The sequence below is a fragment of the Coraliomargarita algicola genome (assembly GCF_033878955.1).
Lineage (GTDB): Bacteria > Verrucomicrobiota > Verrucomicrobiia > Opitutales > Coraliomargaritaceae > Thalassobacterium > Thalassobacterium algicola.
The window spans coordinates 2,898,640-2,912,835 of sequence record NZ_CP138858.1 but is presented as its reverse complement, the minus strand read 5'-3'; the positions used below and the strand labels follow the sequence as shown (position 1 = coordinate 2,912,835).

General features: G+C 52.3%; 8 protein-coding genes. 6 read left to right on the top strand and 2 right to left on the bottom strand.

Annotated features, from left to right (window positions below; translation table 11 throughout):
• Positions 1-43 precede the first annotated feature (43 nt).
• The 6 genes from SH580_RS11785 (at position 44) to SH580_RS11760 (ending at position 7,875) form a co-directional block, all read left to right on the top strand.
• Positions 44-2,875, top strand: a complete 2,832-nt coding sequence (locus SH580_RS11785; protein ID WP_319831070.1) for a TOTE conflict system archaeo-eukaryotic primase domain-containing protein — start codon at positions 44-46, stop codon at positions 2,873-2,875.
• A 140-nt stretch (positions 2,876-3,015) separates the two neighbouring features.
• On the top strand, positions 3,016-4,608 hold the full coding sequence (locus tag SH580_RS11780; RefSeq protein WP_319831069.1) for a CARDB domain-containing protein: 1,593 nt from the start codon (positions 3,016-3,018) through the stop codon (positions 4,606-4,608).
• A gap of 186 nt (positions 4,609-4,794) precedes the next feature.
• Positions 4,795-5,595, top strand: a complete 801-nt coding sequence (locus SH580_RS11775) for a dienelactone hydrolase family protein (RefSeq protein WP_319831068.1) — start codon at positions 4,795-4,797, stop codon at positions 5,593-5,595.
• A 472-nt stretch (positions 5,596-6,067) separates the two neighbouring features.
• Positions 6,068-7,225, top strand: coding sequence for an IS4 family transposase (locus SH580_RS11770; RefSeq protein WP_319831067.1), 1,158 nt, complete (start codon positions 6,068-6,070; stop codon positions 7,223-7,225).
• Between the two features lie 195 nt (positions 7,226-7,420).
• Positions 7,421-7,612 (top strand): hypothetical protein, encoded by a 192-nt coding sequence (locus SH580_RS11765; RefSeq protein WP_308986790.1) that lies wholly within the window; start codon positions 7,421-7,423, stop codon positions 7,610-7,612.
• Entirely contained in the window at positions 7,606-7,875 is a 270-nt protein-coding gene (locus SH580_RS11760) for a type II toxin-antitoxin system YafQ family toxin (protein WP_308986789.1), read from the top strand. The genes SH580_RS11765 and SH580_RS11760 overlap by 7 nt, the downstream gene beginning before the upstream one ends.
• Before the next feature lie 805 nt (positions 7,876-8,680).
• On the opposite strand, the gene atzF is transcribed toward SH580_RS11760, so the two are convergent.
• Complete coding sequence (gene atzF / locus SH580_RS11755) at positions 8,681-10,408, bottom strand: allophanate hydrolase (RefSeq protein WP_319831066.1); 1,728 nt, start codon at positions 10,406-10,408, stop codon at positions 8,681-8,683.
• Positions 10,409-10,505: 97 nt separating this feature from the next.
• On the bottom strand, positions 10,506-14,108 hold the full coding sequence (gene uca, locus SH580_RS11750) for an urea carboxylase (protein WP_319831065.1): 3,603 nt from the start codon (positions 14,106-14,108) through the stop codon (positions 10,506-10,508).
• Between the last annotated feature and the right edge of the window lie 88 nt (positions 14,109-14,196).

The window sequence follows — 14,196 nt, the reverse complement described above, 5'->3', positions numbered from 1 at the left end:
GCGCACACAGTGCTAGAATGCGCGTCATCACAGGATTTCTGTTATGGCATTTCCTCATCAGCATTCTTTTTCTGGCTTAAATTACCACTCAGCACCTGAGGATAAGATTGCATGTTTCCGCTCTCTGTTTCGGGGACGTACGGATGTGTTTCCACAGCGCTTTGAAAGTGTTCGCACTGGTCGGGCAGGCTACTCGCCTGCTTGTAGCAATGAATGGGTGCGAGGTATTTGCGAGAAGCCGCGCATCAAATGCTCCAATTGTCCTCACCAAGATTGGATTCCAATTAATGACCGACTAATCGCTTGGCATCTTTCGGGCAAGGACGCGAGTGGGCAAACTTTTGTAATGGGCGTGTATCCCATGCTGCTGGATGAGACCTGCCACTTTTTGGCAATCGATCTAGACGGCATTGGTTGGCAGGACGATGCGTCCGCTCTAATCACAGTGCTGCGAAAACTAGCCTTACCGATTGCACTGGAACGTTCGCGCTCAGGCAATGGAGCCCATCTGTGGTTATTCTTTGAGCGCGCGATTCCAGCGATCCAAGCGAGGCGACTGGGAACCCACATACTGACCGAAGCATTAGACTTACGGCCAGAGATGGGCCTGTCTTCCTACGACCGTATGTTTCCGAATCAAGATACACTACCCAAGGGTGGCTTTGGTAATTTGATCGCACTGCCTTTGCAAAAAGCTGCTCGAAATACTGGCAACTCGGTATTCTTAAACGACACTTTTGAGCCATTCGATGATCAATGGAAATTTCTTGGACAATTGAATCGGATTCCACCGGAAACAGTCACGCAGATCGTTTCAAGTGCAGAGCACACACGTCGCATTTTGCCTGTACGTATCGCACCAAATGAAGAGTTTGCCCTCACACCTTGGCAAGCCCCGCCTTCCCGTCAGCAGCAAGAGCCTCCGATTTCTGGCACATTGCCAGACAGCCTCGAAATAGTGCTTTCCGATAAAATCTATATACCGAAGAACAATTTACCGCCCTCTCTGCGTAACCGCATCCTCCACTTAGCCGCATTTCAAAACCCAGAATTTTATAAAGCGCAGGCAATGCGTCTACCCACCTACGATAAACCTCGTGTCATTGCATGCGCAGAAGCGCACCAGGAACATATCGCATTGCCCCGTGGCTGCTTAGACGATTTGAAAACTCTCTTACGAAAGTGTAACATTCGCTACAGACGTAAAGACTTACGAAACAAAGGGACTCCCTTGAATCTCGCTTTCTCTGGCGAATTACGACCTGATCAAACCACTGCAGCGAAAGCTCTGCTTCCACATGAAATGGGCGTGTTAGCCGCCACCACAGCATTTGGAAAAACTGTTTTAGCCGCATGGTTGATCGCAGAACGAGGTGTAAATACACTCATCCTCGTGCACCGCCAGCAACTCATGCTACAATGGGTCGAACGGCTCTCCCAATTTCTCGATATTCCTGAAAAGTCTATAGGTCGCCTCGGTGGTGGACGACGCAAACTCAAAGGGCAGGTTGATATCGCTCTCATCCAAAGTCTGGTGCGCAAGGATGTTGTGGATGATCGCATTGCGGATTATGGACATTTAATCGTAGATGAGTGCCATCACCTATCAGCTCAGAGTTTTGAACGAGCAGTGAGCCGAGCGAAGGCTAAATACGTCCTGGGACTCTCCGCTACCATTGAACGAAAAGACGGACATCACCCTATCATCTTAATGCAGTGTGGGCCAATTCGACACCGAGTGCATGCAAAAGACCAAGCTGCGGCACGCCCCTTCCAACACCATGTTATCGTGCGCCCAACTCGCTTCCGCCCGATCCATGAACCTGAAGATGATGCCCGCATCGAATTTCAACAACTCTGCCAAGCTCTGATCGAAGATTCAGAACGCAACCGTCTGATTATAAATGATGTAGTCCGATCCGTAAGCGATGGCCGCTCGCCACTAATCATCACGGAACGAACCGAACATTTGGAATATCTCACCAAGCTGCTGGAGCTATACAACATACGCTATATTTGTTTGCAGGGCGGCATGGGCAAAAAGCGCTTAGCCGAAGCCCTGACACAACTGGAGCCGGATGCTGCCTCGCAGCGACCCGCTGTAGTTTTAGCGACCGGACGCTTCGTCGGAGAAGGCTTCGACGATTCGCAACTCGATACACTCTTCGTAACCATGCCAGTTTCCTGGCGCGGAACGATCGCCCAATATGCCGGTCGACTTCATCGTTTACATGAGAGCAAAAAGGTCGTTCAGATTTACGATTATGCAGATTTAGACACCTCAATGCTCGCACGAATGTTCAACAAACGCTGTGCTGGCTACGAAGCAGTGGGCTACTCAATTTTGTTACCGGCAAGTGCACTCCCAGGCTGGCCACAGAGCGTGCCCTTACCCGTCGATCCCGCTTGGAAAAAGGATTATTCAGGCAGCGTAAAACGCCTGATACAAGACGGTGTCGATGAACCACTGGCAGAGCTCTTCATGCACGCAGCACAAGCTCCAGATGATGTTACGCGCGCTCGGAGCGCCTCGGAAGCCTTCCTTCACAAACGACTAGAATCTTTAGATCTCACAAAAGGGTATTTTCAGCTCAATGTAGAATTACCCATCCCTTTCAATCAACGCAGTCGCATGGAAGTCGATTTTCTATGTGAACCACTCAAATTAGTAATCGAACTAGACGGCTCACAACACCTAAAAGACGCAGCCGCATGGCGCAGCGATCGACGTAAGGACCTCCTACTGCAGCGAAACAACTATCTGGTCATGCGCTTTTTGACCCTCGATATTTCCAAAGAGCTAAACGCAGTCTTAGACTCCATTATAACGACAGTCCAATTCCGCAAACGACAAATCCGCGAGGATAAGCACTGAATGAGACATTAGAGAACATATCTGCGAAATATAACTCTATTAAACTAATAAAGACCTGTCCCTTATTTTAAAATCATGCAAATCCCGCGAGTGCAGCGATTTCTTTACATGAGCTCGCGATCCGTTAGAACTGAGAATATATGAAACGACTCAGCTCCATTTTATTCGCGACATTGAGCCTATTCGCGCTCGCCTTTACTGGCTGTCAAACTGCCCCGACCCAAATAGATCGTGGTTACACCGCTCCTGCTCAGCCGGCTTCCACGCAAATTCAATGGCAAGGCGCCGATAACAAGGCTCCGGCGGCGAATAACGCTAGCAATCCTGTCGTGTCTCCTCCTCGGCAGGCCATTCCTGCCACGCCCAGCCGCGGCTCGGACGTGATTATGCGCACCAATCAAATCAAAGTCACCAAGCGTGTGCTCGAAGCTGCTTCTGTCGGCGGATCTCTTAAATACCGCATTACGATCAATGCTCTTGATGATGTAAACAATGTCCGCCTGACCGAAACCATTCCTGCGGGCGTCCAATTTCAATCGGCCAACCCGGCAGCCTCGCTCGCTGGCAGCAATGCCAATTGGAACTTCCCTTCCATGCGTAAAGGACAAAGTCAGGATATCGACATCACTGTCAAACCAACCACCGAAGGTAACCACCAGATATGCTCCACCGTTACCGTGGACAATGCCTTCTGCTTGGACTTCTTCGCTGGCCAGCCCAAATTGGATGTCGTAAAAAAGGGCCCACAAAGCATCGAACTGGGCGAAGAAGCGAGCTGGACCGTCACTGTCACTAATAACGGCTCGGCCGAAGCGACCAATGTCGTGGTGACCGACACTCTGCCCGACGCCTTTACGCCTACCAGCAACTTGCGCCAGCCAATTGGCAACCTCGCCCCAGGTGAGACTAAGAGCGTCACTTATACCGCAAAAGCCGTGAAACAGGGCAACTTCAGCAATCGTGCCGTCGCCAGCTATGACGGCGGCCAAACCGGCGGCCCAGGTCAAAGCCAAGTCGCGAGCTCTCCAATCGCAGTCGTGCAGTCTGGCATCCGTGTCCGTAAGGCCGGCCCTTCCGAAGCCTATGTCTTCAAGCCTGAAGTCTTCAACATCACGATTGAAAACACCGGCGACACCGACCTTAAGAATGTCCGCATCACCGATATTCTGCCCAAGGGAGCCTCTGTCGCCGACAACGGCCGTGGCCGTGTTTCTGGCAATGCCATCGGTTGGATGATTCCCAACCTCCCCGCCGGTTCTAGCCAATTAATTCGCACCGAGATTGCAGCGACCCGTAAGGGCGAATCCACCAATACCGTCAAAGTGGTCAGCGCCAACGGCCTGGAGGCCTCCGATAGCGTCACCACAAACTGGCTCGCTGTTCCTGGTGTGACTGTTTCGATCACCGACAGCAAAGACCCGGTTCGTGTGCGCGAAACCACAGTTTACAGCATCCAAGTGCGCAACCAAGGTGAGTTCGAGCCTGTCAGCGGCACCGTAACTGTCACCTTCAACGACAAGATCAAGCCTACCGCCGTCGCGGGCGACGCCCAAGGCACGATCAATGGTCAAACCGTCACCTTCCCACGCACGACATTGGAGCCTGGCAAGGACACCAACCTCAGCATCACTGCTGAAGGTGCGAACATTGGCCCTGGTCGCGCAGTCATGAACTTCAGCGCCGACTTCCTAAACGATCCCATCATCAGTCAGGAAACGACCAACGTTTACTAAGCGTTTAAAATCTGATTAACGGCTAAAAGCCGGATCGCTTACCTTAGACTCGATCTCCTGAGGTATCTCCTAAGGTAAGAGTGAGCGCTTCAGCGCTTTTGTACATGAGTGGTAATTTTCAAAATCCGCTCGGGAAACCGAGCGGATTTTTTGCATTTAACCACAAAGTCCTCATCGTGCAGGGCTATGAAACTACACGCCCTCCTCCTACTTCTCGCCGCCTCGATCACAAATTATGCCAGCGCTGATACGGTGCAAAAGACGATTCCTTACCAGCTCGATGGTGTAGAATTTGAAGGCACCTTAATCTACGATGATGACGCAGATCAGGACGAGCCACTGCCGGGCATTCTCATGATTCCCAACTGGATGGGGCCCAGTGAGAACGCCTACACCAAAGCACGTATGATCGCTGGCGATGATTTTGCCGTTTTTGTCGCCGACATGTATGGCGTCGGCGTACGCCCTAGTAACGCATCCGAAGCCGGCAAGGCCGCAGGCGCCTTGCGCTCCGATCGAGCACTCATGCGAGCGCGTGCCCAAAAAGCGGTCGATGTCTTCCACGCACTCGCACGACAGCAGCCGATCGACCCAAACAAGACAATCGCCATTGGTTTCTGCTTTGGCGGCGGCACGGTGCTGGAGCTTGCGCGCACCGGCACCAAGTCGATTCAAGGCGTCGTATCTTTTCACGGAGACCTCAAATCGCCCACCTTGGCAGCTGACACTCAGCAAATCAAAATCCCAGCCCTAGTGCTCCACGGCGCAGACGATCCCTACGTGCCACAAGCAGATGTGCAAACTTTTATCGAAGCCATGAAAAGCAATGAAGTCGACGATTGGACACTGGTTCAATTTAGCGGCGCCGTACACTCATTCACCAATCCAGAAGCTCAGTCAGATGGCTCACGCTACGACAAACGCACCGCCAAGCGTGCCTTTGAGATGATGGAAGATTTCGCCGACGAGGTAATGGGGCTGGACTAAATTTCTAACAGCCGTTCCAGAAACCTAAGCAATCACAAGAAACTCCATAATGTTTAAAATCTGCCTTTCATTCGACTGCTTATCGTCGGCTAAGGAGAGGTTATAGCATTTCTCAAAAGTCTTTGCGCTTATACTACAACATAAGAATTTAGAATATGCTTAACGGCTAAAGCCCAATGCCTTTAAGGATTGGATTTTAGTTAGCGCAATCATTTAAGACTCGTATTAGGACGATTGCTTCTTTTGTATGAATGAGCGCATCCACCTCCTTGTGTTTCCCGTTGTTTTCTAATTTTCCAGCTGCCTTTGAGGAGCTATTTAGCCGTGAGAGTTGCGCTCTGATTTTCGCGCAGCACGGTCCTCGCGGTGGTGGCCAAGCCAAGTTAAATGGCTGGGAATGGTTGATGTCCAGGGTCTACCATGAGTTGGCACGTTCGGGTACTTTCTCGTCTAATACCAAGGCGTATCCGGAGTGCGCATCTCGGACAGCGCGCTCAGCCAGCGGGCCTTGTCGATTGGCGAGAAGCTGATCGAAGAGATACTGCCTATCGCGCTACGTCCGTTAGCCGACCGTGAGCGAGATGTGCAGGCCTTTTATCATGCATATCGGTTGGTGGCCATCGACGGGACTCGTTTCAATTTACGTAATACCGGAACCATTAATGAACAGGCTTCAAAAGTGGCTTGCAACCGCGGTAGCGGTGAACCTGCTTTCGCGCATTTGCTGGCAGTTGTCCTGGTGGAATTGGGTATGCACCAACCTTTGGGCACCCGTTTAGGCTGGCAAGGCGAGGGCGAGTTGACACTCGCGCGGCAACTGTTTGCGGCTCAGGATCTGCCCGAGCGCAGTCTGCTTTTAGCCGACCGACTGTTCGGTTATCCTTCGCTGATCTGGGGACTCTGGTCAATGCTCCGGCGCACACACAGTTACGTTCTGGTTCGGATAAAGTCTAATCTCAAAGCCAAGCGCACGCGGCAACTCGCGGATGGTTCATGGCTAGTCGAAGTCAAAGCGGTTGATCCATCCACACGCAAGAAGGTGGGGGTACTCGAACTACGTGAGATCTATGGTCGAGTCTGCTATGAAGACCAGAATGGTCACCGTTCGTGTCTTCAAATACGCTTGTGGACGAGTCTGCTCGATGACACCACCAGCCCAGCCACAGAACTGATCGCCCTTTACGCCGCACGCTGGGAGGAAGAGTTATTCTTCCGAGAACTCAAAAGCCACCTGCACGCCCGCGGAGAACTACTTGACGCACTCACTCCGCAAACCGCAGCCCAAGAAGTGCTCGCGATGCTCTTAGCGGCCGCGCTGATCGCCAAGCAGCGCCAAAGCGTCGCTTCTGCCGCAGGCGTTGAGCCCTTGCGCATCAGCTTTGCCAAGGTTTTGCACAAGACAGCCGCACTGTGCGAGCTACTGCAAGTCGGTGCAGACTTGATCACCCCGCAAGCGCTGGCTCAGTGGATACAGCGACTCTTAGATGATCTTATATATGATGCCGTTATTAAAAAACGAAGACCTAGAACTTGCCCCAGAACCCTACGACAACCCACAAAAGACTGGCCAAAAACTAAAGTTGCCCAGTCAAAACGAGTTGTCAAAACTATAGAAGTCACCAATCCTTAAAGACATTGGGCTAAAGCCGTCACTCTTACCTTAGACTGTATATCCTCAGGTAAGAGTGAGCGCTTCAGCGCTTTTGGACACGAGGCGGTTCATTTAGATTTATTCATTTCATCATACGATTTACCTCATTACTTTTGAGAAACGCTCTAAATCTCCGAGCTTGAAAGTTCTAAAATCTAAACGATACTTATCAATATGAACGCAGCAGAAATAATCGAAGAGATTTCACGCTTACCCGAAGATGAGAAAGGGAAGATCGTGGAGTTTTTGAGCCATCAGCCTAACGCGGAGACGCTTGCAGCTATGCGTGAGCCGGTTGCAGAAGGTCGTTCATTTAAGAGCGCTGACGAATTATTTGCTTCCATTGAAGCCGAAGACGAATGTTAGAGATTAAGGACAAGCGTTCTTTCCGCAAAGATTACAAAAAGCTTAAATCATCAGGTAAAGACCTCTCTAAACTCGCAATTTTGATCGATATACTTGCGACCGGAGAGCCGCTAGCAGAACACTACATAGATCATTTATTGATCGGAGATTATGCCGATCATCGTGAATGCCATATCTCGCCCGATTGGCTTTTGATCTACCAAATAACTGAAACCGAGTTGATCCTTGTCCGCACTGGCTCACACAGCGCGTTGTTTGGTTGATAACTCTCTTGCCCGTATTCCAACTGACACAGAGGATTTGAAATTCCTACTTTTTAGTTCAGCCAGCGCCGCCAAGATCGTAAGACAGCCGAACTGCCACGCGAGGCGATGGATCTCTATCTCGAAAAAAAAGATACAAAAAGGCACAAGCAACCCTAGTCGGCATTGATACGCCGTTTTAATCGCGCATACCGTGCTAGAACATTCTGAGTATCAACCATCTCAACTGGATGCTAGAGCATCGTCTTGGACGCAAACGAATCAACGACACACGTATCGCCTCAGTTTACTATCAACATGGAGCGCGAACCTTATTGACCACAAATGCTCGTGATTTTTCAGTGCTTGAGGCATTCGATATAATCAATCTGAGCGAACACGATTAATTACCCTAAATAAATGAGTTGAACCGTTAATTACGTAAATTTTCGTTAATTATAAAGACACAAACCACTGATAATTATGCGTTTAAGAAACGAGAGGTATTTTAATTCGCCAGTTTTGCGACTGGCCATAGTTACGTAAATTAATGTAAATTAACGGCTTAAGAAGCCGAGCCTTAGCCGACTGCCAAATTTAGGACTACGCCGACGAGATACAGGGGCTGGACTAATACCACTTCTAAGAATATATGATCTATAAGCTTGGCCTTTGCGTAGCCTCGAAACTTTGTTTCCATGCGTCGCCTTCGGCTATGTAGGACACAGTCGGGGACGATCGGCATTGCCCCGGTTCCGAGAACCGAGGTTACAAAAGACATATCTATTAGGACCAAACTTTTTTCGAATGGGTATAAGGAAACGCCCTAAGCCTGCGCCAAGAACCCGCGCCAACCGCCTGTGGCTGAAATGTCCTGAGCGGATTGGGCTACCGCCGCTTCACATAAGAAGCCGTGCACCTTGCGACCATCGCTGAGTTCAATTTGCCCCAGTCCAAGTGGTTGCTGAATGCTGGATAACAAAGCGCCCAACGAAGCCTTCGGTAAGCGCCACTCTTCGGCAGCGATGGAAGAACCGCCTTCACCGACTCGTATGATACCAGGACGATGCGGGGCGGGCTCGGGCAAATAAATCATTTTATACTGAGCGGCCGTATCGACCTGAGCCACGAATTTTCCACCCAACTCCAAAATTTGCGAATTCAAGGGCAAGCCCTGCATGTGTGCACCGAAGAGGAGAATGGGCAGTGTGTCATTATCGGCCTCTAGTGCACGCGGACCTTTATCGGCAATCTCGATCAAGGCCTTGTCTGTGTCGCGCGGTGCGATCCATGTGATGCCAAAGGGCAGGCCGCTTTCTGTTTCGCCGGCGGGGGTGGCCACGGCGCAGAGGTCCAGCAGATTCATGAAGTTGGTGTAGTAACCAAGCTGCGAATTTGGTCCGATCGGGTCGGCTGCTAAGTCCGCTAATGTGGGAAAACCGCCTGCGGTGGGCGTGACGATTGCGGCCAGCCCCTGCCAGACGGATTCACTTTCGCGCCGCAGTGCTGCCAGTTTATAGCTGGCCGAAAAGGCGTCGCAGGCAGTGTTGTTTAAGCCGCCAGCTATGATGCTATGAGTGGCCGGAAAGAAGTCATCGGCATTGGATGCGAGGAAATCTTGTAGCACAGCAGTGCGCTCAGAGACCCAGGGGCCTTCGTACAATAAACGGGCGGCCTGCAAGAAGGGCTCAAAATCGATGGTTTCAATTTCCCAGCCTTTCGATTCGAGCTCCAGTAGGGCTAGGCTCCATGCGGCTTCATAACCCGCATCGCCGAAGAACATTAATTGCTCGGGCTTCGGCACGCCGATCTTTTTGGATACGGGCAGGGATTGGTCTGCTGTGGGCAATGAGTAGGCATCGCTGCTATCAAAGCCTTCGGCTACTTTTAGTACGGCTTGTGAGTCTGCTGCGTTCAGCGCAAAGATCGAAACGCAATCCAAGGTGCGGCAGGCGGGCACGACGCCACTGGTGCTGAGCCGTCCCTTGCTGGGCTTGACACCCCAGAGTTTATTGAAGGCGGCGGGCACACGTCCGGAGCCCGCGGTGTCTGTGCCGAGCGAGAAACTGACTAAGCTCTCCGATAGCGCCACTGCCGAGCCCGAACTGGAGCCACCGGGCACGCGATCTGGCGCGAGTGGATTGCGTGGCACGCCGTATGGGCTGCGCACACCAACTAAGCCCGTCGCGAATTGATCCAAGTTGGTTTTACCGATTGGGATCGCGCCTGCTTGTATGAGTTTTTCCACTACAGGTGATGACTTCTCTGGGGTGTAGGCGTAGGCCGCGCAGGCTGCCGTCGTGGGCACGCCGGCTAAGTCGATATTGTCCTTAATTGCAAACGGAATGCCATAGAGCGGCTGCGAGGCCGGATCCTCAGATTCCAAGCGCAGTAGGTAAGGCTCTAATTCTTCAGGGCTTAAGCGATGAATCCAAATCTTAGGATTGTCCACCCGATCCGCCTGCTTTTGCAAAGCTTCACACAGCTCACGTGGGCTCAATTCACCCGATGCGTAGAGTGTAGTAAGGTTCTGTATGTCTAAGGAAATATTCATGGTAAAAATCGTAGGGGCTTCACTTGTGAAGACCGCCGTGCCAAGGACTGATCAGATGCGGTCTTCATAAATGAAGCCCCTACGTTATAATTGTAAATTAGTCATTAGGCGTGATACCAAAGAGTGATTGCCCTGGCTGAACGGCTTGGCCTTCTTTACAGAGAATAGCACATAAAGTGCCAGCAATCGGGGCTTCGAGTTTGATTTCCATCTTCATGGATTCCAAGACCGCGATGGTATCACCGACGGCGACTGTCGCTCCTTCCTCTAAGAGTATCTTCCAAACACTTCCAGCCACAGGGCTTTCTACTGGCTCTGCGCCTGCGGGCAAGCCAGCGGTATCGTCTTCTGCTTGCATGACTTCTTCTTCCACGAAGGAATCCAGTCCGGCAGCTTTCCAGCGGGCGCGCTCATCTTCAAATGCGGCTTGTTGCTTGGTCTTAAATTCACGAATGCTGTCATCGTTCTCAGCTAGGTAGGCCTGATAATCAGCTAGGCTGAATTCGCCATCTTCTATCTTTGGCTCGAAACGGCCGTGCGGAAAGTCCTTCCGCATTTGATTCAGCTCATCCTCGCTGACAGGATAGTAACGGATCTGATCAAAGAAGCGTAGCAACCAAGGTTTGCCTGGTTCGAAAGAAGCAGTGCTGCGGTAGCGATTCCACATCTGCACTGTGCGGCCAACAAACTGATACCCGCCGGGGCCTTCCATGCCGTAGATGCACATGTAAGCGCCCCCGATGCCGACGGCATTTTCTGGAGTCCATGTGCGGGCGGGATTGTATTTAGTCGTGACTAAGCGATGGCGTGGGTCCAGTGGCGTCGCAACGGGTGCGCCGAGGTAGACGTCGCCGAGTCCCAGCACTACGTAGCGAGCGTTGAAGACTACATTGTAAACGTCTTCTCGTGTATCCAATCCATTGATACGACGAATGAATTCTATATTATCCGGGCACCATGGTGCGTCGGGGCGCACGGACTGCATATAGATGTCGATCGCCTTTTTGGTGGAAGGTGAATCCCAGGAGAGTGGCAGATGCACCACACGCGAGGGCACTGTCACATTTTCCAGTGGTGGCAACTTTGCATTGACCAAAGCAATCCACGCGGCCACCGATTCTGCGCTGACCTTGGCAGGATCGAAATGCACCTGCAAGGAGCGGATGCCAGGAGTGATGTCTTGCACCGCCTCAAAGGTCTCTTTCTTCAAGGCCTCGTAGAGCACGTGAATGTGGAAGCGTAATTTGAAATCGAGTGCCATCGGGCCCACTTCCGCGAGTATGTAAGCATCGCCGGCCTGGCGGATGACTATGCGATCGGCACCTTCGCCCTCGTCGTGTAAAATCGCCTCTTGCGGGGCAGGGATGCGCGGGGAATTCGGCACGGAGAAGTCTGTCTCCAGCGTCAGGATGCTTTCCTCATGCACACTGCGCAAGTGCTCCGCTTCTTCACGAGTGACGCAGCAGAAGCGCACCTTGTCGCCCGGTTTAAGCTGCCCCATTTTCCAGCGCTCGGATTGGATGATTGTAGCGGGGCACACAAAGCCACCCAGGCTGGGGCCATCGGGCCCTAAGATCACGGGCATGTCGCCGGTAAAGTCGATCGCGCCGATGGCGTAAGCATTGTCGTGAATATTGGAAGGGTGCAGTCCCGCTTCGCCACCGTCGGTGCGCGCCCACTCTGGCTTGGGGCCAATCAACCGCACACCTGTGCGCGCGGAGTTGTAGTGCACTTCCCATTCATTTTCAAAGAAGGTTTCAATATCCTTTGGCGTGAAGAACTCGGGGGCCCCATGGGGGCCATACAAGACGGCGATGTCCCAAACATTGGAGAGGCGAGGGACCGCGGCCTCGTCTGCGAAAGTTGTGATCGATGCATCTTCAGGCTCTGCACCGATATAGAGAACATCGCCCAGTCGTAAAGCACGGCCACCATGACCGCCAAACTGGCCAAGGGTAAATGTCGAGCGACTGCCCAAATACTTCGGCACATCGATCCCTCCTAGAATACTAAGATAACTGCGCACGCCGGCACCGGTTGTCTTGCCGATATCCAAGATGGAGCCGGCTGGCACTTCAAAAGGCTTATAGAAATCGACGGATTCGCCATCCAGCTGCGTCTCCATCGCTGCACCTGTAAGCACAACTGTGCAGGTAGTGTTAAATTGGATACGTGGCCCATTGGCAGTGATCTCAAGGCCCGCGGCATCAAAATCATTGCCCAGCAAGCGATTCCCCAAGCGAAAAGCCAAACTATCCATCGGCCCCGAAGGTGGCACGCCGACTTCCCAATAGCCCACCCGACCGGGAAAATCCTGCACTGTGGTCATGGTTCCAGAGCGTAGGATTTCAAAACTGCGTGGTTGATACACATGCGAGGCCAGAGTCTTTGTCACGACTTCGCCCTTGATAAAGACCTCTGCATCCACCACCGAACGCAGGTAGTTTAAGTTAGTTTCGATGCCATCCAGGCGTGTTTGATCGAGCGCCTCCTTAATCGCAGCCACTGCTTGCGGACGGTCTTCCGCATACACCTGTAGCTTTGCCAACAGGGGATCGTAATATGGGCTGACCTCGGTGCCCGAAGTGAGCCAGTGATCGCAGCGCACATCCTCGGGGAAGACCACTTGGGTGAGCAGTCCACTCGAAGGTTGAAAGTCTTTGTTCGGGTCTTCGGCATAGAGACGGGTCTGAATGGCGTGGCCCTGCTGTGGCACAATGTTCGACTCTTCGGAGAGGCTCATATCGCCTGCAGCGAGTTGCACCATCCAACTAACTAAATCGACGCCCGTGACCAGTTCGGTGACACCGTGCTCTACTTGTAGCCGTGTATTGACCTCGAGGAAGTAGTATTGGTGGCTATCATTGTCGTAGATAAATTCCACCGTGCCCGCAGAGCGATAGCTGGCTGCTTTTGCTAGTTGCAAGGCAGCCTGCTGCAAACCATCGATCACCGATTCCGGTACATTGGCTGGTGGTGTTTCTTCAATCACTTTTTGATTGCGACGCTGGGTCGAGCAATCGCGCACGCCCAGTGAGACCACGTGGCCGTGTCCGTCGCCAAAGATTTGCACTTCCAGGTGACGCGCATGCACCACGAATTTCTCAAGAAAGATGCCACCTTGCCCGAAGTGACTTTGGCTCAAACGCTCCACTCGATCGTAGGCTTCGACCAGTTCCGATTCGTCCGCGCAAATCTGCATGCCGATCCCACCACCACCGGCGGTGCTCTTTAACATGACGGGGTAGCCAATCTCCAGCGCGAGTGGTTTGGCTTCTTCCAAGCTCTTCAGCAAAGGGCTGCCTGGCAAGAGCGGCACGGCATTCTCTTGCGCCAAGCGGCGAGCCTCATGCTTGAGTCCAAAAGCCAACATGCTCGCTGCGGTGGGTCCAATAAAGGCCAGCCCTGCGGCCTCGCAGGCGGCGGCGAAGTCTGCGTTCTCACTCAGTAGACCATAGCCAGGGTGAATCGCCTCAGCCCCGCTTTGTTTCGCGATCTCCAGAATCTTATCCGCTTGTAGATAGCTTTCGCTCACGGCTGGTGGGCCGATGCGATAACTCTCCGTGGCCATGGATACGTGTGGCGCATCACAATCCGCGTCGGAGTAGATCGCGACGGAAGCCACTTTGAGCTCGTTGAGTGTGCGAATGATACGGCAAGCGATTTCGCCGCGGTTGGCTATCAGGACTTTTTGGAACATTTTTCTGTAGGGGCTTCACTTGTGACGCCCGCAGTGTTGTTGGTTCGGTTCAGGTTCTCGGCGGGCGTCACAAGTGGCGCCCCTACAA